Origin of the sequence: uncultured Nitrospira sp. (genome assembly GCA_902500695.1) — a bacterium.
GTDB lineage: Bacteria > Nitrospirota > Nitrospiria > Nitrospirales > UBA8639 > Nitrospira_E.
On record CABVRQ010000050.1, the window covers coordinates 1 to 22821 of the forward strand.

20 protein-coding genes and 2 tRNA genes are annotated in these 22821 nt (G+C 49.7%); 4 read left to right on the plus strand and 18 right to left on the minus strand.

Annotation, left to right across the window (positions count from 1 at the left end; genetic code table 11):
* Positions 1-128 precede the first annotated feature (128 nt).
* Positions 129-725 (plus strand): hypothetical protein, encoded by a 597-nt coding sequence (locus AAH187_RS12770; RefSeq protein WP_342348847.1) that lies wholly within the window; start codon positions 129-131, stop codon positions 723-725.
* Between the two features lie 274 nt (positions 726-999).
* Here AAH187_RS12770 and AAH187_RS12775 read toward each other — a convergent pair whose 3' ends face one another.
* The 6 genes from AAH187_RS12775 to AAH187_RS12800 form a co-directional block, all read right to left on the minus strand.
* Positions 1000-1290, minus strand: a complete 291-nt coding sequence (locus tag AAH187_RS12775; protein ID WP_342348848.1) for a hypothetical protein — start codon at positions 1288-1290, stop codon at positions 1000-1002.
* Positions 1268-1549: a BrnT family toxin gene (locus AAH187_RS12780; RefSeq protein ID WP_342348849.1), complete on the minus strand. Its 282-nt coding sequence runs from the start codon at positions 1547-1549 to the stop codon at positions 1268-1270. The genes AAH187_RS12775 and AAH187_RS12780 overlap by 23 nt, the downstream gene beginning before the upstream one ends.
* A gap of 77 nt (positions 1550-1626) precedes the next feature.
* Positions 1627-1702 (minus strand) — tRNA-Lys (locus AAH187_RS12785).
* A gap of 162 nt (positions 1703-1864) precedes the next feature.
* A tRNA-Arg gene (locus tag AAH187_RS12790) sits at positions 1865-1940 on the minus strand.
* A gap of 149 nt (positions 1941-2089) precedes the next feature.
* Positions 2090-3220, minus strand: a complete 1131-nt coding sequence (locus AAH187_RS12795; protein ID WP_342348850.1) for a hypothetical protein — start codon at positions 3218-3220, stop codon at positions 2090-2092.
* A gap of 11 nt (positions 3221-3231) precedes the next feature.
* Positions 3232-5244, minus strand: coding sequence for an ATP-dependent helicase (locus AAH187_RS12800; RefSeq protein WP_342348851.1), 2013 nt, complete (start codon positions 5242-5244; stop codon positions 3232-3234).
* A 164-nt stretch (positions 5245-5408) separates the two neighbouring features.
* Between AAH187_RS12800 and AAH187_RS12805 the strand changes: the two genes are divergently transcribed.
* The 3 genes from AAH187_RS12805 (at position 5409) to AAH187_RS12815 (ending at position 9267) form a co-directional block, all read left to right on the plus strand.
* A complete protein-coding gene (locus tag AAH187_RS12805; RefSeq protein WP_342348852.1) occupies positions 5409-6311 on the plus strand; it encodes a hypothetical protein in 903 nt (300 codons plus the stop codon).
* A 111-nt stretch (positions 6312-6422) separates the two neighbouring features.
* The gene (gene glgP / locus AAH187_RS12810; RefSeq protein ID WP_342348853.1) at positions 6423-8579 is read left to right on the plus strand and encodes an alpha-glucan family phosphorylase; all 2157 of its coding nucleotides are present in this window, start codon (positions 6423-6425) and stop codon (positions 8577-8579) included.
* A gap of 262 nt (positions 8580-8841) precedes the next feature.
* Positions 8842-9267, plus strand: a complete 426-nt coding sequence (locus tag AAH187_RS12815) for a hypothetical protein (RefSeq protein WP_342348854.1) — start codon at positions 8842-8844, stop codon at positions 9265-9267.
* A gap of 218 nt (positions 9268-9485) precedes the next feature.
* Here AAH187_RS12815 and AAH187_RS12820 read toward each other — a convergent pair whose 3' ends face one another.
* The 12 genes from AAH187_RS12820 to AAH187_RS12875 form a co-directional block, all read right to left on the minus strand.
* Complete coding sequence (locus tag AAH187_RS12820; protein ID WP_342348855.1) at positions 9486-10355, minus strand: HEAT repeat domain-containing protein; 870 nt, start codon at positions 10353-10355, stop codon at positions 9486-9488.
* A gap of 44 nt (positions 10356-10399) precedes the next feature.
* Positions 10400-10603, minus strand: a complete 204-nt coding sequence (locus AAH187_RS12825) for a hypothetical protein (protein WP_342348856.1) — start codon at positions 10601-10603, stop codon at positions 10400-10402.
* A gap of 201 nt (positions 10604-10804) precedes the next feature.
* The gene (locus AAH187_RS12830; protein ID WP_342348857.1) at positions 10805-11266 is read right to left on the minus strand and encodes a cytochrome c; all 462 of its coding nucleotides are present in this window, start codon (positions 11264-11266) and stop codon (positions 10805-10807) included.
* A 419-nt stretch (positions 11267-11685) separates the two neighbouring features.
* On the minus strand, positions 11686-12597 hold the full coding sequence (locus AAH187_RS12835) for a RodZ domain-containing protein (RefSeq protein WP_342348858.1): 912 nt from the start codon (positions 12595-12597) through the stop codon (positions 11686-11688).
* A 65-nt stretch (positions 12598-12662) separates the two neighbouring features.
* Positions 12663-13577: a PfkB family carbohydrate kinase gene (locus AAH187_RS12840; RefSeq protein ID WP_342348859.1), complete on the minus strand. Its 915-nt coding sequence runs from the start codon at positions 13575-13577 to the stop codon at positions 12663-12665.
* Positions 13578-13582: 5 nt separating this feature from the next.
* Entirely contained in the window at positions 13583-14503 is a 921-nt protein-coding gene (gene mtnP / locus AAH187_RS12845; protein ID WP_342348860.1) for an S-methyl-5'-thioadenosine phosphorylase, read from the minus strand.
* Between the two features lie 160 nt (positions 14504-14663).
* A complete protein-coding gene (gene miaA, locus AAH187_RS12850) occupies positions 14664-15689 on the minus strand; it encodes a tRNA (adenosine(37)-N6)-dimethylallyltransferase MiaA (protein ID WP_342348861.1) in 1026 nt (341 codons plus the stop codon).
* 20 nt (positions 15690-15709) lie between these two features.
* Positions 15710-17503 (minus strand): DNA mismatch repair endonuclease MutL, encoded by a 1794-nt coding sequence (gene mutL, locus AAH187_RS12855; RefSeq protein ID WP_342348862.1) that lies wholly within the window; start codon positions 17501-17503, stop codon positions 15710-15712.
* Positions 17504-17561: 58 nt separating this feature from the next.
* Positions 17562-18467, minus strand: coding sequence for a tol-pal system protein YbgF (gene ybgF / locus AAH187_RS12860; protein ID WP_342348863.1), 906 nt, complete (start codon positions 18465-18467; stop codon positions 17562-17564).
* Positions 18468-18627: 160 nt separating this feature from the next.
* The gene (locus tag AAH187_RS12865; RefSeq protein WP_342348864.1) at positions 18628-20298 is read right to left on the minus strand and encodes a hypothetical protein; all 1671 of its coding nucleotides are present in this window, start codon (positions 20296-20298) and stop codon (positions 18628-18630) included.
* A 158-nt stretch (positions 20299-20456) separates the two neighbouring features.
* Complete coding sequence (locus AAH187_RS12870; protein ID WP_342348865.1) at positions 20457-21410, minus strand: OmpA family protein; 954 nt, start codon at positions 21408-21410, stop codon at positions 20457-20459.
* 44 nt (positions 21411-21454) lie between these two features.
* Complete coding sequence (locus AAH187_RS12875) at positions 21455-22813, minus strand: hypothetical protein (protein ID WP_342348866.1); 1359 nt, start codon at positions 22811-22813, stop codon at positions 21455-21457.
* Between the last annotated feature and the right edge of the window lie 8 nt (positions 22814-22821).

Consider the following 22821-nt stretch of genomic DNA (forward strand, 5'->3'; position numbering starts at 1 on the left):
GTATTCTTTAACACCACCACACCATTAACTGTTGCACTTACAAGTTGAATTCAAGGCCCACTCGCGGAAGGATTCTGTTGATTAGCCGCGCATGCCTTGTGACGGCATTGCTCATGATAATGGCCGCTTTGGGTCAGACAGTTTACGCCACAGACGGAGATCAGACGAAGTTCCAGCGCATTTCGACGCAGTACATCGCAGCATTGGGTGCTCCAGGTGCCATATTCGGGAACGGTGCGGAGTTGTGGGGTCTCTGGCCTCTGGATCCGGGCCCCCGGGGAGTGAGGTTGAGCAGCTTTGAGCAGTTGGAGGAGGCGGGTGGCATCGCTCCGGCACGCTGGACATTCGACCACAGGGATTGGTGGCTGGAGGAACACGGTCTCATCATGGAGCAGCCGAAATTTCCGATCCCTCCTGGCAAATACCTGGTCACGGGCGACCGCGAAGTCACGACCGTGCTGACCATTCATCCCGCTGACAAGGATGGCAATAGGCGCTGGGAGCTTGATGACCAGGCGACGCTCTATGACGTGACACATTTGGCGTGCCGCTCCGGGCGCTATACACCCATGACCGGTGATGGTTCGTGTTCTCCGGCAAACGTGCAGAAGACTGCGTTTCCAGTCACTCCAGGTGGGGCGATGCCTGCAGTCGAGGGCTGCAAGAAGCAGGACTATGCCGTTCTCATCGTGATCGCTGTAGCGGTGGAAGACGCAAGCCGGTGACGCCGGAAAGATTCTTTGCGTAGAGCGAGATGTCGCTCAACAAGCGCATGCAGTCGGGCAAACCACTCGCTACGCTTGCGGGCTGCCGCTCATCCGTTGCTTGACCCGTCGAACAGAGATTTCCCGTATGGTCAAAAAATCCAAACTCTGCCATTGAAGTAGAGGGAAACGCAGCCGTCCAATTTCGAGAAACAGGTTTAAAACAGACTTTGCCCCGAACAGGAAGTTGGGGTGGATGACCTAAGTCTTTGGTTAAACGGTATCTGCTCAAGACTTAACGACTAGTGGGAATGCGTGAAGCCCTCTTAGGTCTGGGGGTAGGCGACTTTTTTTCCTTCTTTCGAGTGCTGTGAGATGGTTTGGTCGCATCGCTGGCAGTCTGAAGTAATAGTCGAAGCGCTCGGTTAACGGACTCGTCGTTGGGAAAGACCTTTGCCAGATCGGGGTCGATGAGCACGAGATTGGTGTCTGCTTTTGCCTTTGAGTAGTACTTCCCTCTCACCCCACCCTTCAATTTGGAAAAATCATATTCTGCACGCATCTCATTTTCTGAGCTTTTCGGCATATTGCGTTTTCTCCATTTTTGTTGCTTTTCGAGCACTTATTATTCTGAGGCGATCATCTCGAAAACAGTGTGAGACAAATAGAGCACGTTCTTTGTTTGAGACTCCGATAGTGATTTCACGGTTTTCCTCCACGGAATGGTCCGGATCATCAAACGTTAGGGCTAAAGGATCAAGAAACACAGAAGCGGCTTCAGTAAAAGACACTTTGTGTTTGCGGAGGTTGGCAGCAGCTTTAGCCGTGTCCCATTCATATGTCACTGGATTTTCCTAGAGGGAGCAGTAGGCTCAAAAAAGTAGTCAAACTGTATTTACAAAGCGTTGTTGTCAGGTAAAAATGGTGGGCCGTGTAGGGGTTGAACCTACGGCCCGCTGATTAAGAGTCAGCTGCTCTACCAACTGAGCTAACGGCCCCACCGATATGAAGATATGTGAAATGTGTCTAGCGATTTGTCGTTCGTCTTGTGCTTATTTTTCTGATCGTTTTCCTTTGTGTGTGATCAGAAGGGGGAATTCTATCTTCCCTTTGGCCTTCGTGACAAATAATAGTGGGAACTTTCGAAATATTCACGTGCATGGTGCGCCTGACAGGATTTGAACCTGTGGCCCCTTGCTCCGGAGGCAAGTGCTCTATCCACTGAGCTACAGGCGCAAAATTGTGTTCATTGGCAATGATATCCGGCCTCTAGTTCTTGTGGCCTCTCAGCCATGAGAGAGGGAAAACAGATGGCAACAGCCCCGGAAAAGTTTTGAAGCTAGCATGGATGTTTAGGTGATGTCTACCTGCCGGAGTCCCTGAATTTATTCGCAGGATGGCGCCGGTTCTATGCTGGTTTGGTACTGCTCAAAGACCGTGGTGGAGGCCTGGACCAGTTCGGGTGATTCCCCTAAGACCGTGGTTAACAACAGTTCGACATCCTGTGGGGTAAGGCCATTCGATGGGGCAATGAAGCGTTTACGGGCGACCTGACGTTCATCCGGATCATCGGGTTCATAGTAGCCCAATAATTCTCCGGATTTCACCGCATCCGTTAATCGTTGGGTCCATTGTTCGATGAGTGCCGGTGTCCAGTTTTTTGTGCTCAGGTGATCCTGGAAGAGTTCCAATTTTGTCCAGAGCACCCAGCCGACAAAGACTGCCCAGGTTTCGTTCATGACTTCCCAACTATCCTGATCCGAGAGAAATCGCAGTTCGGTGGCGCCTTTGAGTTGGCGAATCGGGTTGATCCGGACAAAGCGGTAATGGCAGGCCATCTGGCTGTTGGCTACCTCCAATACTTGCTGGTCTTCCGTGGTCAGAGCTTGTCCATGATCAGTGGCGTAGAGATAGTCCAGATAGGCATGCAGGAGTTCATGATAGAGCAGGGCAATATCATGGTGGGTCATCCGGGCCAGATCGGCCAATGCGCCGCCGGCTTCATTAAAGGAGAGTCGCAGGTTGAGAATCATGGTGTGATCGTGTGGATGATATTCTGCGGCGTAGGTGCGGAGGTCTTCGAAGTGTACGGTGACAAATTTGGGGTCGATGTGTTTGAGGAATCCCGTTGGAAGCCCCAGGGTATCTGCTTGCTGCAGGAGGGCAGGCCACGGATGCCGGGGGTTGGGACGACTCGAGGGAGCCTCCTCAGCGGACCAGGCTTGGCTTGGCATGTGTACGACTATCAGGCTGACCAGAAGGGCCAGGCCCAACATCCGACCGAAATATGTCACTAGCAGAGTGTTGAAAAAGTCCGTCAACTGCGTTCTCGGCCTTTTGTCGTGCTCACGTACTCCCCCGTACGCTCCGCTCGCCAAAATGCCTGCGGCCTTCCCTTCGAGAGGCCTCAGGGCAGGACTGGACCGGCCTTTTTGAACACTCTGCCACCACTGAAGAGATATTGTGAAGTATTGAATCAAGTTGAGCCTATTAAAGATTTTTAGGTTTTTCGACATCCTACTAGAAATTACCTCCAGGAATAGGTTTGATCTTCTTCAACCAGGCTCCATGTGTCGAAATACGATGACGGAATGTGGTCCAGATACCGTGAGGGTTTCGTGAGGACCGACCCGGTCATTTTATCGTACACATTGATGGGGTAGGTGAGGAAGAGGTGGTGTTTGGCTCTGGTGACCGCGACGTACAGCAGTCGGCGCTCTTCTTCCAGTTCTTCGGGGCCCATGAAGGAGTAGGCTGAGGGAAACCGTCCGTCTACCAGCCAGATGACAAAGACGCATTGCCATTCTAATCCCTTAGCCGAGTGAATAGTGGAGAGAATCAACCGCTCGTCGTCCCGATCGGGGGCATCCACGTCCACCACACTTTCATTCGGGGGCTCGAGTGTGAGATCGGCCAGGAAGTCGTTGAGGCTTTCGTACCGTTCCGCCATGACGGATAAATGTTCCAGGTCCCGAATCCGCTTGGGGTAATCGTCATACTGGTCTTTGAGGAGAGGGACATAGTATTCCATCATTTCCCCGAGCAGCACGGCGGGGGTGAGGGGATCTTCCGTGACCTGATCCAGTGTGGCGGCCAGTTGGCGTAATCCGGAGGCTGAACGGCCGGTGCTGTGCTTTAATACCTCATACTGGCCATGGGCTTGGAGGATGGACGCGATCAGATCTTTGGCTTTTTTGGGGCCGACCCCTTCGAGGAGCAAGAGGAGCCGGTTCCAACTGACGGTGTCCAACGGATTGTGAATGACACGCAAATGAGCCATGAGATCTTTGACATGCGCCGTTTCGATGAATTTAAACCCGCCTCGTTTTATGAATGGGAGGTTTCGGCGGGTGAGTTCCAATTCGAGGTCAAAGGCATGAAAGCTGGATCGGAACAGCACCGCGATCTCATCTAAGGGGATGCCTTCCTCCCTTAATTCCAGAATTTTTTGGGCAATGAATCGCGATTGGGCATTTTCTCCCATCGCCTCCACGACGGTGGGTAATGGTCCCTCTTCCTTCCGTGTAAACAGCGTTTTGCTGTATTTTTCCGGCGCCGCTTCGATGAGCTTGTTGGCCAGTCGGAGAATCGGTTGCGTGCTCCGGTAGTTTTCCTCCAATTTGTAAATGACGGCCCCAGGGAAGAGGTCGGGAAATTCCATGATGTTGCGGAAGGTGGCGCCGCGAAAGGCGTAGATGGATTGCGAATCGTCGCCCACCACCATGACATTGTCATGGGTGGCCGCCAGATTGCGCACCAATGAGGCTTGCAGGCGATTGGTGTCTTGATATTCATCCACCAAAATATAGCGGAAGATCTGACTGATGGTTTCTCTGGTCGGTTGGTCGATGACCAGGAGTTCAAGGAGTTTGACCAAGAGGTCGTCGTAATCCACGAGTTGCCGTTGGCGTTTGGCGGCCTCATAGGCGGCCTGGAGTTTCTGAAGTTCTCCGAGATACTCCCCGAAGTGGCTATATTCGTTGATGACAATATTTTCCAGGCTTTCCAGGGTGTTGGCCGTTTTGCCAAATATTTCGGATAAGGTATGTTTGCGCGGGAATCGTTTGCCGGTATCATTCAGCCCCAATTGGCCACGGAGGAGGCTCAGGAGATCTTCAGAATCTCCACGATCGAGTATCGTAAACCCTGGTTCCAGGCCGACGGGGCGGCCATATCGTCGAAGGAGGATATTGGCCATGGAATGAAAGGTCCCACCACCGACTTGCTGGGCGCGGAGTCCGATGAGAAGTCCGACCCGGCTGAGCATTTCCTGCGAGGCTTTTCGGGTAAAGGTCAGGAGTAAGATGGAGCTGGGTACAATGCCCAGGTCGATGAGCCTGGCGACCCGGTATACGAGGGTGCGTGTTTTCCCGCTGCCGGCGCCTGCGATGACGAGGGCTGGACCTTCCACGGCTTCGACTGCGGCGAGTTGTTGGGGATTCAATTCTTCCGCGTAATTACGCGATAATTTTGGTGGAGTGGACTCCTCCAGTGGTCGTTTCAGGACATAAACTTTGGATGGTGGCGAAGTGGAATCCATGAATCCATTGGCAGGAATTGACGGGAGGTTTGAACCCGAGTTTCGTCTTTCGAAGACCTTTGGCCGTGTATAGCATACGTGGTGGTGGGTTGCAACGCGAACGATATTAGGCTTGGACAGGTCTTCTATCCTCAGCTATACTTTACTCAATTAGGGAGTTGAACATGGCCAAACAATCTGCAGAAAATTACGAGAATGTGCTGAAGGACCTTGCTCATACGATGATGAGCGTGGCTCGGGAATCGGTCGGTCTGATCAAACGGTCGGACCAAAAGCTCGCCATGAAGCTGCAGCGGAAGCAGGAATGGGAGATTTATTTGGAATTCCTGCGCATGCTATTTAATCTTGTGGATCGGCTGTCTGGATTTTATATTCCGATACAGGCCCAAAAGGAATTTATGAATAGTTTGGAAGATTCCGTGGCCCATCAATTAAAAACCGTCCTGGCCCCCTCCTTGAGTTCGAGTGAAGTGGACGACATGGAGGTGACCCTGTCTGTTGGGCAGGTGGTATCCGATAGTCGGAAAACCTATGAAAAATTTAAGTTTGTCGTTACAGACCAATCCAAAGAGCGGGATCAATATTTCCATTTTTTTTCGGAACGAATTGCTTCTAAAGCCGGAGCCCCGGGCAAACAGGAAATTACCGCTGCGGCATTTTTGTGTGGAAGTGCGGTCGTGCCGGCTCTCAAAAGCTTATTTGAAGATGCCACTCAACCCAAAGTAGAAGCTGCAAGGTCTGCGGCTCCCTCGGTGGCGAAGGAAGAAGGGGCCGGTTCATCGGTGGCTGCTCAACAAGGCAGTTCTTCAACGAAATCAGGTGCCACCGACCAGGCAGGCAAGAACCTGATTAAATTGATCAGTGTGGTGTCTCGCGCACAGGGGGAAGAAGTCGAATCCTGGTGGGGGCTCCATCCGCAGTTTCGCCGCGACCTTCCAGATGATGAGGCCAAGGAATTGGCCAAGCACATGAACCGGGCGACCCGAATTGTGGGCGAGCGGTTTGCGGTTGTGGCTTCGTTGGCGCAATCGGGGACGAATCCAAATCAACCTGTTGGGAATGCCTAACCCTCTCTAACTGACTCTTCTGAGTGTTCTCATTTACCACTTTAACATGTGTTTCCGGTTGGTGAAGATCTTTCACCATTGGATGATGCCATCTTTTTGTGAGTCTACCCTATGAATCAATCAACTCGTTTGTTGACGGAAGAATTTCGTAATCTTTCTGAGTTAGCTCATAATGTCTGGTGGAGTTGGTCTCCTGAAGGCCGGGCCGTTTTTTCATACATTGATCCCACGCTCTGGCGGTTGACGTATCACGATCCTCTTAAGCAGTTGCAGCGGATTGCCTCTGACCGGTTGGATGCTCTCGGACAAGATGTGGTGTTTCTTTCCCTGTATCGCGAGGCCATGAAGGCGTTTCATGCCTATATGGAGGCCAAGGACCACTGGTTCGGGCGAACGTATCCTCAGTGGCAGGATCGCACAATTGCCTATTTTTCGGCAGAATTTGGATTGCATCGTTCGGTTCCCCTCTATAGCGGGGGATTGGGGATTCTGGCTGGTGATCATCTCAAAGAGGCCAGTGACCTGGGAGTTCCGTTGGTGGCTGTCGGGTTTATGTATAGCCAGGCCTATTTTCGGCAGGTTGTGGATACCAACGGATGGCAGGAAGCGGTGTATGATTCCGTTGATCCGATGATGATGCCGATTGAGTTGGCGCGTACGCCAGCCGGGGATTTGGCAAAGATTCAAGTTCAACTGGGTACCCGAATGGTCGCGTGTGTGATCTGGCAGATCCAAGTTGGCCGGGTTTCGCTTTATCTTTTGGATACTGATACACCGGAAAATTCACCAGAGGATCGTCATCTGACCGCTCGACTCTATGGTGGAGACCATCGCACACGGCTCTGTCAGGAGTTGTTGTTGGGCATCGGCGGTGTGCGGGCTCTTCGTGCGGTGGGGCGTGATCCCAATGTGTGGCATGCCAATGAAGGACATCCGGCTTTTTTTCTGGTCGAACGGATTCGTGAACAACTTCAACGGGGGCTGTCCTTATCGGAGGCGGCCGCTCAGGTTCGTCAGAGTACCGTATTTACAACCCATACGCCTGTTCCTGCAGGTCATGATGTCTTTTCTGGAGACCTCATTCGCGAGCATTGTCAATGGTGGTGGGAAGAATTAGGACTCACGCAGGAAGATTTTATGGCATTGGGTCGTCATCCGGAATTATCACCGGATCAATTCCATATGACGACATTGCCTATCCGTCTGGCCTCGTTTATTAATGGCGTGAGCAAGGAACATGAACAGGTCTCAAAAAAGATGTTTCACATTCTGTGGCCGGAACGGGCGCTGCATGAGGTCCCCATTCACAGCGTCACCAATGGGGTGCATGTCCCAACCTGGATTGCCCAGGAAATGGATGTGTTGTATCAAAAATATCTTGGATCTGACTGGCGGGAACGCTGTGACGACCTCAACATGTGGCAGAGGATGAAGGAGGTGCCGGATGAGGAAGTATGGGAGGTCCGGAAATTTCTGAAACGAAAGCTGATGAGCTTTATCCGTCAGCGCGCCAGGATGGGATGGATGGATGGGACGATGGAGCCTATCCAGGTGTTGGCGAGTGGGGCGTTTCTTGAGCCGCATGCGTTGACTCTGGGATTTGCACGACGATTTGCGACCTATAAGCGGGCCACGCTGTTGTTTTCAGACCTGGAGCGGCTGAAACAGATTCTGTTAAATCCGTGGCGACCTGTTCAAATTGTCTTTGCCGGAAAATCGCATCCTGCCGATCAGGCAGGGCGCGAACTTATCCATCGTATTTATCAATTCGCCAAAGCGCACCATCTGGGAGGCCATATTGCGTTTGTCGAGGACTATGACATGCATGTGGCCAAATTTTTGGTGCAAGGGGTGGATGTCTGGCTCAATAATCCCCGCCCGCCGTTAGAGGCTAGCGGGACAAGCGGCCAGAAAGCCGCCTTAAATGGTGTGCCCAACTTGAGTGTGTTAGATGGGTGGTGGAAAGAAGGCTATGATGGAAGTAACGGCTGGGCCGTGCCTCTTCCTCAAGAACCACTTGGCGATTGGGCTCAGGATGACTTGGATATGGTCGGACTCTACACCCTGCTGGAAAACGATGTGATTCCGTTATATTACGACCGTGGTGTTGATGGCGTTCCACATGGGTGGTGCACTGTTGTCAAAAATTCCATTCGGACATCGGCTCCACAGTTCAGTGCTCGCCGCATGCTCAAAGAATACGTGAATCGTGCGTATACGCCGTTGTTTTCGGAGGCAGGGAAGGCCCGAGACGAAAAACTGGCCTGAATCTCTTAGCGAATTCTACAAATTTGTGTCTAATGCGTGTTAGGCGAATCTTTTCGCAGAAGACCATGGGACGTCCGTATCACAGTTGTAGGTTCTGTAATCCAGTGATACCATCGACCTTAAGTATGGTCCACTATTCCCTGTCTCATCGGTATCTCTTCGATCGATATGATTTTTCCTTCCAGTTTCATTCATGGAGTGAAAAGGGTTTGACGTCTTTTCAACGAAGAGCGGGAATTATTCTGAACAGCCGTGGTCCACTATGAAATTTTTACGAATTTTGATTCTACTAGGTATTGTATTTGGATTGGGCTATTACACGGGGCAAAAACCGGATGTCGTGAAGCAAGGATTGCGTGATTTGTCCGGGCAGGTCTTGGAAAACACGATTGGATTTGATCGGAAGACCAACTTGCAGCGACAAATGTTGGCAGCAAAAGACGGCTTTTTGGAAGGCCGGGCGTATCTATTAGATCATCACTTCAAGGAAGCTTCAGGCGAGTTTGAACGTGCACTTCACCATTTAGATCAAGCGGTTGAGTTGGACCCTCAAGGCCCCATGGCTCAAAAAATCAAAATTGTTAAACAGAAAATTCGAGAGGCTCAGGAACGCCTGGCTCAAGGACAAAGCCTTCCTCCTCATTTGTTGGACGATCTTCGTCAGGAGTTGCAGTCTGTTATGCCTTGACGAAATCTACCTCTAGCTCGCCAGTTGCGTTCATTGTTTCTTCTCTTCCCATTTTATCGAATTATTTAATTCCAGATTATCGCTTGGTTGGAGCCTTATATGGAATTTAAGAGTTAGGATGGGAAGGTATGGTGGGATTCCTCTCATAAAAAGACCCCTCCATCGTCTAGACAATGGAGGGGTCTGGTATTTTCATAACCTGGACTGGTAAATCAGGCTTAAGCCGTGACGGCCTGCTTTTTCCATTCTGCCAACATGTGTTCGATTCGTAAGCGAACCACCAGGTCGGGGTCTTTTGCCAAAAGCTTAATCGCCTCACGGCCACGAGGATCCCCAATTTTTTCTAGTGCGGCTGCGGACGAGAGTCGGATGAACCAGTCAGAGTCTTGCAATCCTTCCATCAATAAATCAACGCTACTGGAATCCTTAATCTCTCCTAGAGCCAGAATGGCCTGTTTCCTAATCACTTCGTCTTGATTCTTCAGGCATTCGAGTAATCGTCCAACGGCCGGTTGTCCAAGTTCTGCGAGCGCCCAGGTCGCATCGTCTTTAAACTCATCATTGTGAAGCATCGAAATTAACGGATCAAGGACTCGTTCATCGTTAATTTTCCCCAACGCTTTGATCACTGATTTCCGAGCATCGTAGTCTCGTATATAGCGGAGTAGAAGGTCCACGGCTGGTGAGCCAATCATGGCGATCGCTTCAACTGCGGCGTCCCGAACCTGCCAATCTCCGTCTCGAAGGCATCGAACGAGAGGTTCAACGCAACGTTCATCACCCATTTCTCCCAGGGTAATCACTGCTTCGCGTCGGACGACCCATTCTGAGTCATTCAAGAGATCGATCTGAATATCGATTTCATCTTTGACCTGCTCTTCGACTAACTCTTCTTCTTGTTCTGTTCCTTCTTCGTGTTCAGCAGAGGCGACGATGTCTGTTGTTTCTTCATCTGCTTCCGCCGTGATGGCTTCGGAGATTTCATCCACCAGCTCATCTTGAGGCAAGGTTGTCTTGCCTTCCAAGGATACAAACTCCTCCGTTTTATCTGAAAATGCATCATCCATATTTTTTTGGTCGTCCCGCATGCCTCAATTCCTCCAAATTCTCTTCAGGGTCGATCTGCAGAACCTTAGGCCTCTGCCGCGACTTTCTTTGATTTCCGCTGTTCCTCGCGCCGTTTAGCAGTTCGAACCTTCCGTTGCACTCTTCGTAAACGTTTTCGTAATGACCGGATGGTTGAATCTCCCTCAGGATTGTCGTTACTGGCTAGGGATTTGGTGACCTTGGTTTTTAGAGACGTTGCGTCTTCCTGAAGTGATCGTCGTTTGGCCATATGAAAATGCTCTCCTTACTCTAGAAATTTGATTGACGAATACTGGTACGTGTGGCCTTCTACCAAGTTGAGTCTAGTCAAGGGATTTGGATGGTGTCAACGGGGAAACGCCATACTTGGCAGGGTCTCAGGTTTTTTTCATAAAAAACCCCCGCTGAGCTCAGCCCAGCGGGGGTTTTTCGCAAAAATACTAAATATCAGCTACTCTTTGCAGAAACTTCTTTCGTACGCAATGACCTTCCAGGCTTCCTCTTCACTGATGGTGGCTGGAACTAAAGGCACCATGCCTGTGCCAGGGCTACCGTTCTTGATGACCCACATGAGTTCGCCATCTTTCCGTTTCTTGTGAAATTTGCAATTGGTGAAGTCACGGGGACCTGGGGTCAAGACGGCTCCTGCCGGCCCTTGGCCATCACCTTTGGCGCCATGGCAGTTCACACAAGTCCCTTTTCCTTCGAATAAGGCTTTGCCTTCCGCCACGATCTCTGGCGATGCTTCTTCGGCTTTGTCATAAAGAGGGGTTTTATCTTTTTTGGCTTCTGAGCGTTTATCAGCCGGAACGCGTGATGGAATTGGATCTTTTTCTGGGCCGGCAATGGCCAAGCCTGTGGTCAAAAACATAGCGGCAGTTAAGGTTCCAAGTACTTTCATCGAAAACGTCATGTAAGCCTCCTAAGGTTAAACAGAGTTGATGAGACCGTAAAAAAACATGGGGATTGCATTATCGCTTCCCCTTTTTTTCCTCTTTTTGGGTTGGTGTTGTTTGAGGGGTGAATTAACCTAATTCATAAACATAAGGTCAAATTTAAACCACCCAAACCTTTTCATCATATCAATCAGTTTTTTAGCCTGTCAAGAAGGTGAATAAGAGTTAATGTGGCATCCAATCCCGCAGAAGTTTTCCACTGCGTGTCAGGAGAACTGCTTCCACTGGTTATTTTAAAAATGGTGCAATAGGCAGGACTAAGGCTTTTCCAGCTTTATCCAGAACAAGTCAAATATGGTGCGTGCGAATTTATGGAAATTTTGAAGGGCGGGAGGATGGACGATTGAGCGGAGCCATTATCCCTCGAATTTTGCCATCAGGGCTTCAAGCGAATGTCTCGGACCACCTGACCTGGCTTTCCAAATGGACCTTTTAATTCTCCATTAAGGCGGATGATCACACCGGCCGCATTCCCTAACGTGAGCAAGTATTGTGTATTCGCCTTCCAGGTGCTTTTTTGTCCAGGTTGTAATAAGGCTTCATGCGGAGCCTGATCGTCAGACTGCACCACCACCCAGGTCAGTTGTGTGGCTTCGATTTCTAGGACCAGCGTTCCATTGAACCCGGTGGTCTTTTCGGGAACGGGGGAAACAGGCAAGGTCGGTATCGGTTGAGGCTCAGGGGGTAGCGGTGGAGGTGTGATATCAGATGGGGGAGGAGGAGTGATCTGTACTTCAGTGTTGACAGGGGATTCTGATGAAACGCTGTCGGGTGACTCTTCAATGGGGCGTGCAAGATCAGGTATTCCTTCCTCCTGTATTCCATTGATTGGTAAAGGAGTTTCGGATTCAGGTGTGAGTGGAACGGTTTCCTGTTGCCGGGGTAGGAAATAAAAGAGAACTCCACCGATGGCCAGAAAAAGAATGACAACAAGATTCCAATTGAATCGTTTGCGATGGGCTGCTTGCAATGTGACCTGGATGTGTTGCTGCTCCTCTTGGGTGCGATCATAGAAAGCGCTGGAGGTGGTTAGGAATAGCTGAATGGCATTATCTTCATCCAGGCCCAAGGAACGGGCATACGACCGTACGAATCCTTTGACGAACACTTTGGCCGGTAGGCTTGCGAAATCCTCTTCCTCAAGAGCTTGAAGATGGCGCTGTTGAATGCGAGTTTTGGAAGCGATCTGCTCCAAAGATAAACGTTGTCGTTCCCGGGTCTGTCGGAATAATCCACCAAGAGTTTCCATGGCGTTATCCTGAATGTGAAAGGCTTTTCCCGTATTCATGTTGATGGCTTGTCATAGGAAGACACCCGTCTTGTAAATGGTGTGCGTACCGAAAATCTTGGGGCCTATGACAAATCCTCAAAATGAGTCAGATGTTTAAAAGATGTAAATCGTTTATCAATGTCTTCACGGGTTAAATGCCTGAGTCGGTCCAGGCTGAATTCCTCCACATTAAAAGAGGCCATGACACTCCCAAAAATGATGGCCTGTCGAAGCCCAGCTTGTGAATAGTTTTCGGTGGCAGAAAGGTACCCCATAAAGCCCCCAGCAAAGGTGTCGCCAGCGCCGGTTGGATCTTTTACCGCTTCCAGCGGATAGGCTGGAGCTCCAAAAATTTCCTGCTGATGAAACATCAGGACCCCATATTCTCCTCGTTTAATAATCAGGGTTTTGGGGCCACGCGATAAGATCCGTTTCGCCACTTGCACGAGATTGGCGTCATCCCCTAATGCACGGGCTTCCCCGTCGTTAATGATGAGGATATCGATATGTTCGAGGACTTTCCATAACGCTTCCTTTTTTCCCTCAATCCAAAAATTCATGGTATCGCAGGCCACGATGGATGGCCGCTTCACTTGTTTCAGGACATCCAGTTGTAATTCTGGATCAATGTTACCCAGAAACAAGGCGGATGGCGTGGTATAGCTGGCAGGAATTTTCGGCCGAAACGTTTCTAGCACATTGAGATGTGTTTCCAGGGTTTGGGCTTCGTTGAGTTGATAGGAATATTCTCCTCGCCAGCGAAAGGTTTTTCCAGGTCGTTGCTCCAATCCGTCAAGATTGATGCCTCGACTGCTCAGGAAATCGAGATGTTCCTTTGGGAAGTCTTCGCCAACAACCGCAATGAGATTTACGTCTGTGAAAAAACTGGCCGAAGTGGAAAAATACGTGGCGGATCCTCCCAGCACATTCGAGGCTTCACCAAACGGCGTTCGTACAGAATCAAAGGCAACGGATCCTACTACTAATAAATTACCCATATGATTTAGGACCTTTTCTTGGAGTGTTGGGTGGTCGATAATAAATGGCGCCGTAATAGAAGCTGATACCGCTTTCGCAAGGTCGGACTTATTCGATTGAGCGGAGTGATGACGGCGTGTTCTAATGCGGTCTGACACGAGCAAGGCCCAAGGTCTTTTGCGAGATCGAGTGCCTGCCGAAGAACGATTTTAGCGGTTTCGACATTTTGATGCATGATGGATAAGATGGCTCCAACGGACACGGCGTCTTCTGTCTCGTGCCAGCAATCATAATCCGTGACCAGCGCAAGGGTGGCATAGCACAGTTCGGCTTCACGAGCCAATTTGGCTTCCGGAATATTTGTCATGCCAATAACATCCACACCCCATTGCCGGTAGAGAAATGATTCGGCTCGACTGGAGAATTGGGGCCCTTCAATGCAGAGGTACGTACCAGGACGGTGCACCGTCACGGAGACTCCTTGGCTGGCCTTTTCTAACACACTCGACAAGGTCCCACACATGGGATCCGCGAAGGCGACATGGGCGACAATGCCCTGGTCGAAAAACGTGTTATCACGTTGAGTGGTTCGGTCAATGAATTGATCAGGCAGGACAAAATCCCCCGGTTGAATGGATTCCTTCATACTTCCCACCGCACTAATGGAAAATACTCGCGTCACACCCATGGCTTTTAGGGCATGAATATTCGCGCGATAGTTTATGGCGGAAGGCAGAGTGCGGTGTCCTCGACCGTGGCGAGCCAAAAAGGCGACTCGCATGCCATGAAAGGTTCCCAGAATTATGGCGTCCGAAGGTTTCCCAAACGGGGTTGTCACCCGAACTTCTTTGAGGTTGGTGAACCCGTCCATTTCATAGAGTCCACTGCCTCCGATAATTCCGATTTGAGCCCGTTGGGTAGGCGAAGATGGCCGTTTAATATTCATTCACTCACTCGTTCTCCGCCATGTGAGCAGGTCTCTCTGATCAAAAGGGAAGGGCATGTGGTTTCAGTGGTATGCTGATTTGGGGCCGAACTAATGAGGAGTCTTTCATGTCTCAAAGGAGTGAAGTTTTCCGCATTGTATCATGAACTGCCCTGGATGGTTAACCTGACGATTGAGTGGATTTTAAATGGGACGTTGCTTCCGCAGGAAATGGTAACCTTGCAAAGGTATAGAGAAACTGATTGATGTGATCCACGATCTTGGTGGCCGCTTGACCTGGGATGTCTGACTCTTTCACTGTGATCCACTGAATACCGGATTCCTTCTGAAACCACGTCATTTGTCGTTTGGCGAAGTGACGGGTATCCCGTTTTAATAATCGCACAGCTTCTTCATAGGAATAGTCACCTGATAAGTATCCTGAAAACTGTCGATAGCCCAGCCCTTTCATGGAACCGAGCTCTCGAGGAAACCCTTGATTCATGAGGGATTGCGTTTCTTCCACAAGTCCTTTCTGAATTTCCCAATCGACGCGGGTTTCTATTCGCTGATAGAGGGTCTGGCGTTCCATGGTGAGCCCGATCAATAAGTATGGATAGGGAGCGTCGTCAAATCGGTGTTGCTGCTGAATGACCGATAGCGGCGTGCCAAGAAGGCGATACACTTCAAGGGCGCGTTGGACCTTTGGCTGGTCATTGGGATGTACCCGTTGTGCGAGTTCGGGATCCACCTGTTGAAGCTTTTTATAAAGAAAAGCTGGTCCCTGAGTTTTGGCTTCTTGGGCTAATTCATTCCGAATAATCCAATTGGCCGGTGGTCCCGGGCAAAGACCTCGTAAGAGGGCTCGGATATAGAGTCCGGTGCCTCCGATGACAAGGGGCAGGAGACCTAGGTGATGCAGGCGAGCAATGTCTTGGGTCGCGTGATGCCGGAAGTCGCCCGTGTTAAAGGATTGATCTGGATCGACGAGATCAATTAAGCGATGAGGAATATTTTGCTGTTCTGCTAATGAAGGTTTATCGGTACCGATGTTCATGCCACGATAGACCTGCCGGGAGTCCGCGGTTAAAATTTCCGTGTGGAGAATTTTGGCGACTTCAATCCCGATACGGCTTTTCCCGATTGCGGTTGGTCCCACAAGGGCGACGATGGGTTTCCATGCTGTGATGATATCGGCCTGTTTCATGAACAACCAGGGAATGAGCCTTATTTCAATGGACGGGCAAATATGGTGTGCAATTCTTCCAAGGAATGCCGAATGGCCACTCGCCTCCCATGGGGGCAGGTCATCGGAAAATTTTCTTGTGCCCAGTCCTGTAAAAGGATGGTGATTTCCGCCTGGGTCATGGGGCGTCCGGCTTGAACGGCACTTTGACAGGCCATGGTGGCCAGAATGGGTTTAATCGTGTTGTCCAGCGCATCTGTGGATTGCCACTCTGAGAGTTCATCCAATAATTCCAGGACCAGGGAACCGACGGATATATTTCCTAACATGGCTGGAATGGCTCGCACAACATAAGATGTGGTTCCAAATCGCTCCACCTCTAATCCTGCTTGAGCCAGAAAAGGTAGCCATTCTTCCATTAACTCTCCTTGGTGGGGAAGAAGTTCAACCGGCTCAGGGATGAGTAAGCTTTGTTGGAGAATTTCTTTTTTCTTCCATGACCGAAGCAGTCTCTCAAAGCGTACTCGTTCATGGGCCGTGTGTTGATCGACAATGAATAGATCCTGGTCGATTTGTCCAAGGAGATAGGTGTGATGAATTTGCCCGAGGGGATACACTTCACATGGCTGCTCCCTACTCCCATAGAGGGAGGGCGGCTCCTGGACAAAAAGAGAAAGAGGGTAAGGTCGATAGGTGCCCGTTCGAGGAAATTCGGACCCATGCTGGAATGGAGCCGGCGCGACATTAACTGATCCGGATGTTGTCCTGGTTAAATGAGGAGTAACTGGGCCAGACTTCTCCTTGTGCTCATCGGATATGATGTCGGGTTGGGGTTGCGTGAAAAAGAGAGCTTTGATGCCACGGAGAACGCCCATATGTATGAATTCTGGATGGGAGAAGCGAACCTCCCGTTTAGTCGGGTGGACATTGATATCGATTGTCTGGGGATCAAGTTGGATAAATACGATATATTGCGGGTATTTTCCTTTTGGTAAAAAGGATCCGTAGGCTTCATGCACCGCATGGGAAATAGTCGTATTTTTTATAGGGCGGCCATTAACAAAAATTTCCTGTGGCGCACGAGACGTTCGTGCATGGTGAGGACTGACAGTAAACCCTGTGAGTTGAAATGAACCAGCGTTATAGGTGACGGGGAGAAAGCGTTCAAGGAAGTCTGGTCCGTAAATCTGTAATAATCGATCCTGCAGTGAGGATACCGCAGGGTACTCCAGCACCGTATGATTCTGGTGGCGTAATCGAAAGTGGATCCCTGGATGCACGGCGGCCGCCTGTTGGACGACATAACAAATTTTAGAAAATTCGGTGGGAACGGTCTTGAGAAATTTCAGCCGCCCTGGAGTATTAAAGAAGAGGTCACGTACCTCCACTTGAGTGCCTAGAGGTCCAGTATAGTCTTGAACCTCCCATGCCACTCCTCCCATTGACAGGGTCTGGGTCCCAAGGGGGCTTTCGGGGGAAACCGTCTTTAAGGAAAACCGAGAAACGGAGGCGATGCTGGGAAGGGCTTCTCCTCGGAACCCCATTGTCAGGAGTGTCAAGAGATCTTCTTCGGACCGGAGTTTGCTTGTTGCAAAACGTTGACAGGCCAGTTGGGCATCCGTTCGCGTCATTCCTGCCCCATTATCCGTGACGCGAATGACCCGTCGACCGCCTTCCTCGACCTCAACGGTGATCAACGTGCTGCCAGCATCCAGGCTGTTATCAATAAGTTCTTTCACCACCGAGGCTGGTCGTTCAACCACTTCTCCTGCGGCAATACGACATGACACGCTATCTGGAAGAATGTGAACTTTTCCAGTTACGGTCGAAAGCATGGGATTCCAAGCACGGGGTGATTAGTGTGAAAAATAGAATGCGAAGACTTGCAGAAAATCAAGACAGCCCGGATTTTTTTAATTGCTCTTTCGCTTGTGTGGATTCTGGTGAATCTGGGTAATCTTGTATGATGGAGTTCCACAGTTCCTGAGCTTTTGATCGTTGGTCAATCTCAAGCATTATCTGTCCGAGCTTATATAAAGCGTGGCTCCGATATTTGCTGCTAGGATAGCGGCTGATGACTTGTTCCAGGGCTTGCTTAGCAGGGTCATAGTGTTTTTGCACGTAGAACGATTCCCCAAGGTAGTAATAGGCTTGGGGGGTTAAGGTGGTCGAAGGGTAATTTGTGACAAATCGTTTAAATTCCACCGAGGCCCGGTCATAATTTCCGTTGAGAAAAACCTTATAGGCTGACCGAAAAGCCGACGCCTCGTTTTCCGCCCCCGCGCTCTCCCCAGGGGGTCCGGGTGCAGCGGGTAACCCCGTCTGGGTCTCCCTCGGATTGGGAGCGGGGTTTGCAGGATTAGGAGTCGTGCCGTCCGGGGACTCCGACACAGACCGAGGTTGATGAATCACGTTGTCTATGCGGCCTTCCAGCGCCTTTACCCGAATGGACAGGTCTTGATCACGGCGTTGAGTGGTAGAACGGGTTTGTTCAATTTGTTCTCGGAGCAGAGTGCTGGTCCGTTCGAGCTTTTCCAAAAGGTGTCGAGTATCGAGGCTGGCCTCTTCTTCTGTTTTAATGAGTTCTCCCACTAAGAAATCATGTTCGTCCAATTGCGATTCAACCGTCTCCATTCGGTCAATAATTTGTTGTTCCTGCTTGTGGGACGCTTCCTGTTGGATCATGAGTGTTTGGACTTGTTTCTGGATGTCAGTTAGATTGGGCTCTGTTGCGCAACCCCATCCGCCCGTCAGGGATAACCCTATAAAAATAGCCGCTTTGGAAAATCTATGAGTCATGAAAGACTGGCCTCGGCTACAAAAGATGTCTGATATTAGGGAACCTAGTTACCCTTTATTTTATATCTTATCAATTGCCAGGGCGTTTAGACAAAGGGGGCATATGACGGTATAGAGATATACTCGGCCTTTCCTTGAGAATATTAAGTAATGATGGACGCTATTTTTGCGGTTTTGGGCTTTGCAAGCGATTTACCCTCTGGGCCAATTGGCCCAGTCGATCCTCATGCTGGTCCACTCGCTCACCCAATTTGGTCCCAATGGTATTGATAACATCACGCAATTTATTGACGGTTTCTGTTAACTGATTGAGGTGGGTCAGATTGGTTTGTGAGGTATCGGCGGTTCCCTGGACCTGTTGGAAAGAGGTCATGGCCCGATTCAGCCGCTGTTCTTGGCTTTCAATCCGAGCATTTAGCTTCGTACTGACATTTTCCAAAGCTTGGGCGACTGATTGAATTCCGCTGTTGACTTCTTGGAGGTGGGTATTGGTCAACTGGGTGTCAGAGTCAATTTTCCCCACCAGCCCGGATTGATGGGTTTCCAGGTCTTTTAATCGTGAGCTGATTCCGTCGACCGTCTGGTTGAGTTGATCTGTGATTTGGTTGACGCTCTGCACTTGTTGTTTTTGGTCTTGGGCGTCTCGTTTCAACTGTTGGAATTGTTGAACTGACTGATTGAGTGCTTGTCCCGTCTCTTCTTGTTTGGCCAGGCGGCTGGAGAGTGATTGCCTGGTTTGGTCAAGAGCTTGAGAAATGGAGTTGAGGCTGGTATTCACCTCGGCCAGATGGGCTGAAGTCTTTTGGGTATTGGATTGGAGTTGTTCAGTCAGTGTGGTTTGGTGTGTTTCAACCGTATTCATGCGTTCCGAAAGTCGTCCCGCTTGTTGAATGATTTCATCTCCGCGTTTTCCGAGTAAACTCCCCATGACTTCCTGGGCTTCCCGAAGCTTGAGGACTGATTGGGATAGATCCTGCACGTGAGAGGCATCTGCTTGTACGTGTGTCCCCAAAGCTTCCATATCTTTTTGTAAGGAATCAATTTGCGCAAGCTTGGGGCCTTGGTGGGTATTAATATCGGCAACTAATCGGGTCATGGCTGCATTCACATCTTGTTCCAGATAGGTCCGAAGAGCTTGCGTGTCGGCGGCGAGTTTGTCTTGCAGCATCGTGACCTGATTTTGCAACTGAGTGACTTGGCTTGATTGTTCATCAAGTCTGGCACTGAACAACTCTCCGGATTTCTCTACACCTCCCTGAACCTGGAGCATGGAACCAGACAGTTTTTCTGTGCGAGATTGCACAATTCCGAGGTCTTGTCGTTGTCCTGATAAATCTGTTTTGACCTGTCCAATCGTTGTTCCGAGGCTTGTCAGGGTATCTTTAAATTGGGAAAGGGAGTTCTGAAATTCGCCCATGTTCGTGGTTAATACTTGATTGTTTTCATCAACCTGTTGAGCGAGGGTCGTATTGTGGGTTTTTACCGTTTGCAGGTCTTCCCCTTGTGTCTGAATCGTTGATTGAATTGATTGGACATCAGATTTCAAGGCGTTTGTTTGGTTCTTATAGTCCTTTTGGAGATCTTGGATGCTTTTTTCAGTTTCTTCAAGTTTTCCATATAAACTAGCCACATCCTTCTCTTGGAGGAGCGTGGCTTTTTGATTAATAGAAGCCAGATTGCCCCGAGTTTTTTGGGCTTCCTCATTCATCTTGATCAGTTGCGCCTTGGTTTCATCGACTTGTAAGCCAAGGGCTTTTTTTTCATCTTTGATCTTGGCAATTTGTAGTTCTAAGTCTTTTTGAATTCTTGCAAGGTCAGCTTGTTGAGCCACGCAGCCTGTAGCCAATAAACCGGAGACCCCACATACAACTGCCCATTTGAAAGGGAAAGACGATGGCCACAGTCTTGAAATGTTTTGCAAGAATAGCCCTATATTCACTCTGGAATTATTCCTCCATGTTTTCGAGAACTGGTCGATTGAATGGGTTGCTAATTTTGAACTAACAAATGCCCTCTTCGGTTCAATTGGTAGCACACTTCTGTGATGTCCTGGCAAAATGGCTTGTCTTTTCCATAGGAAATAACCGTCAATCGTGAGGGATCAACACCCAATTGAGAGAGAAAATCCCGAACAGCCATGGCTCGTTTTTTCCCAAGCACCATGTTATAGGCCTGCGTTCCACGTTGATCGGAATGTCCTTCAATAATTAGGAGTGAGGAGGGATCGTTGGCGAGCCAAGCCATGTCACGTTCGAGAGAATCCTTAGCTTCTGCGGTGAGAGACCAACTATCAAATTGAAAAAATACATCCTCTAAACCAGCAGATACTGTGGCCAATTCTTCCTCATGAATTTTATCCAACTGCTCTCGAATGATTTCTGACGGTTCAGCTTTCGCTACTTGAACCGTTTCTGGAATTGGTTCCGTGTCTTTTGGCAAATTCGAGAGATCATTTTGAAATTCCGTCTGGGAGGTGAAGGGGGACGTCCCTGTTTGGTCTTGATCGGAACCGTCCATGACTGAAGAACTGGATTGAGTTGAGATGTCATTTCCGTTGTTAAACGGCATCAGTGGACTGGCACTGCTTTTTTCAATTTCAGAATCTTTCTCGGAAAGGATTCCAGCTTGGGGGTTCTGCTTGAACCATTGATCCATGTGATTGGGGTCATAGCCAAAATTGAGAGGATCAATCGGATCGAGTGGTTGAACGGCATCTGCCCGAACTTCCTCGGTGGAAGTACCTTGCCCTGACAGGGAAGATTCATCAATTGAGGTTCCTGCTACCCTCGCTGAATCGGCGTCTGATGGTGATGCCCCAGCCTCTTCGCCTGGGGAACCGGAGGCGGTGGAAACGTGGATCCGTTTTTCCCCACATCCCGACATACTGACGAGTGAAAGACTGAGAATGCCAAGTAGTGAAATCACATGAATGGCTGGGCGCATGGAACGACTCCTTTTTTGGACTATCACGGTTGTTGTCTCGTTAATTATGGTTGAAATGGCGACCAAGAGGGAGAGCTGAGATGTTCTCCTGCCAAGGAAATTTTCTCCAATCCTGCTCCCTCGCTAGTGATGATGTATAATTGACTTTCTCCTCTTCGAATCGAACTAAAGACAATATGGCGTCCATTTGGAGCCCAAGACGGGGAGTCATCAATGCTTTGCCCGTTGGTGATTTGTTTCCGTTGTTCCCCGTTCGGACTGATGCGGCATAATTTAAATCCCTCGCTTGGCACCCGGCACACATAGACGATCCAATCTCCCTTTGGAGACCATGCTGGCGCCGCGTTGTAGTCTCCATCATAGGTTAAGCGGCGGACGTTCAAGCCTTCGGAATCCATGATGTAAATTTGGGGGCGGCCTCCCCGATCCGAGGTGAAGGCCAGATGTCGCCCGTCGGGAGACCATGACGGGGACAAATCTGCGCTATTGTGGGAGGTTAACTGCTTCACGCTTCTACTGTCCAATTCTATCTGATATAGATCCGAGTTGCCATCTTGGGCAGCGGAATAGGCAATAGATTTTCCATCAGGAGCAAAGGTGGCCGTAATGTTCAGACTGGCTGGTGAAACCAAAATTTCTTCCCGACCGGTAGCCAATTCCCTTTTCATAATGAGTTGTTTGCGATCACGATATGCGGTGTAAATAAGCGATTTCCGGTCAGGGGCCCAGGTAGGCATGAGGTTTAAGTACCCGTCAGCGGTGACCTGTTGCGGATCATACCCATCGTAATCCATGACAAAAAGCTCTCGTCCATTCTCTTTTTGACCTACAAATGCGATTTTTGTCCTGGCAATGCCTTGCTCGCCGGTATATCGATAGACCAGTTCGTCTGCCCACCGATGGGCCATTAAGCGAGTGAGGGTTTCTGTCGTTTTGAGGGAAAAGTACCGTTTTCCGGTCAATACGTCCCGTTGTCCCGGATCAAATGCGCAGGCATCCAGGATAAGTCCATGGACTCCATTTGATGTCCCTCCTACTCCTATTCTCCCCCAGGTAGAGACCGTCACTTTTTGGAAGTGCGGTGCCAAATTTGATGAAAGACTCATACATTTATTGTCAGAAAAATCCCCTTTGTCAGGAGGTAATTCAGCAATTGAAAATATTTGGGAGCGTTTGAGATCTGCTTTAAGGACGGAGGCGACCTGAGTCTCAATGTCTTCTGAGAGGCCGGTATCCCGTTGAACGGGCGAGAATCCCATTACCCAAATAGGAATTTTCTGAAACTCTGATCGTGTGGCTTTGAGATCCGCTTCTTCCCCATGAAGAGAGGCTGGGGATACGGAAATAACAGAAAAGGCAAGAGGGGCAAGAATGGCATAGAGAGGCTTGAGTGCATTCTTCATAATATAGC

Bases quoted from the DNA above. Each gene is read 5' to 3' on its own strand.
- AAH187_RS12775 (WP_342348848.1), bottom strand. From the start codon at position 1,290: ATGCCGAAAAGCTCAGAAAATGAGATGCGTGCAGAATATGATTTTTCC.
- AAH187_RS12795 (WP_342348850.1), bottom strand. From the start codon at position 3,220: ATGTCGAAAAACCTAAAAATCTTTAATAGGCTCAACTTGATTCAATAC.
- AAH187_RS12800 (WP_342348851.1), bottom strand. From the start codon at position 5,244: ATGGATTCCACTTCGCCACCATCCAAAGTTTATGTCCTGAAACGACCA.
- AAH187_RS12805 (WP_342348852.1), top strand. From the start codon at position 5,409: ATGGCCAAACAATCTGCAGAAAATTACGAGAATGTGCTGAAGGACCTT.
- glgP (WP_342348853.1), top strand. From the start codon at position 6,423: ATGAATCAATCAACTCGTTTGTTGACGGAAGAATTTCGTAATCTTTCT.
- AAH187_RS12815 (WP_342348854.1), top strand. From the start codon at position 8,842: ATGAAATTTTTACGAATTTTGATTCTACTAGGTATTGTATTTGGATTG.
- AAH187_RS12820 (WP_342348855.1), bottom strand. From the start codon at position 10,355: ATGCGGGACGACCAAAAAAATATGGATGATGCATTTTCAGATAAAACG.
- AAH187_RS12825 (WP_342348856.1), bottom strand. From the start codon at position 10,603: ATGGCCAAACGACGATCACTTCAGGAAGACGCAACGTCTCTAAAAACC.
- AAH187_RS12830 (WP_342348857.1), bottom strand. From the start codon at position 11,266: ATGACGTTTTCGATGAAAGTACTTGGAACCTTAACTGCCGCTATGTTT.
- AAH187_RS12835 (WP_342348858.1), bottom strand. From the start codon at position 12,597: ATGAATACGGGAAAAGCCTTTCACATTCAGGATAACGCCATGGAAACT.
- AAH187_RS12840 (WP_342348859.1), bottom strand. From the start codon at position 13,577: ATGGGTAATTTATTAGTAGTAGGATCCGTTGCCTTTGATTCTGTACGA.
- mtnP (WP_342348860.1), bottom strand. From the start codon at position 14,503: ATGAATATTAAACGGCCATCTTCGCCTACCCAACGGGCTCAAATCGGA.
- miaA (WP_342348861.1), bottom strand. From the start codon at position 15,689: ATGAAACAGGCCGATATCATCACAGCATGGAAACCCATCGTCGCCCTT.
- mutL (WP_342348862.1), bottom strand. From the start codon at position 17,503: ATGCTTTCGACCGTAACTGGAAAAGTTCACATTCTTCCAGATAGCGTG.
- ybgF (WP_342348863.1), bottom strand. From the start codon at position 18,467: ATGACTCATAGATTTTCCAAAGCGGCTATTTTTATAGGGTTATCCCTG.
- AAH187_RS12870 (WP_342348865.1), bottom strand. From the start codon at position 21,410: ATGCGCCCAGCCATTCATGTGATTTCACTACTTGGCATTCTCAGTCTT.
- AAH187_RS12875 (WP_342348866.1), bottom strand. From the start codon at position 22,813: ATGAAGAATGCACTCAAGCCTCTCTATGCCATTCTTGCCCCTCTTGCC.